Here is a 550-nt window from a genome sequence, read left to right as displayed (position 1 = left end):
TCGCTGAGTTCGGTCATCGTTTTCCCGTCTCGCTGTGGTCCGGCCGCCGCGGGGAGGTGTCCGCATGCGGGTGACGCCGTGGCGGCATTGTCAACGCCACATATTAACGAACCCGGTCACCGCTGGCACCACCTCGGGCGGCCGAAAGGCACGGGAAACCTGCCCCGGTCGCGGGGTCGTCACACCGGCCGGGTGTCGGGTGTCCGCGGCGCCGGCAGGGTCGCCAGACGGGCATGGAGCAGTCCCGGGAAATGGCGGTACCAGGTCGCGTTGAGCGGGGACGGGTGGGGCAGCGGATGCAGGCGCACCAGCGCGTCGGTGCCGTCCGGGGCCGTCAGCGTGACGGTGAAGCTGGCCTCGAAGCGGTCCGGGCGCTGCCAGAACGCCTCCAGCGACCGGCGTTCCCCGCGGGGCCGGTCGATGCCGAACCACAGGAACGCCTCGCGTCCCAGGGTGATGAGCTCCCGCCCCCGCCAGCCGTGGACGAGCACGGAGCGCATGAGCGGATGGAAACGCCGCTTCGCGGCCATCGACCAGGCCTTGTTGCCCA

General features: G+C 71.3%; 1 pseudogene. It reads right to left on the bottom strand.

Annotation, left to right across the window (positions count from 1 at the left end):
* Positions 1-179 precede the first annotated feature (179 nt).
* Positions 180-550 (bottom strand): annotated as a pseudogene (locus G7A99_RS24240) (uracil-DNA glycosylase); the annotation flags it as partial.

The sequence above is a fragment of the Arhodomonas sp. KWT genome (assembly GCF_010993615.1).
Note: the sequence above shows the minus strand (reverse complement) of the source record. Positions and strands in the feature narration are given on the sequence as shown.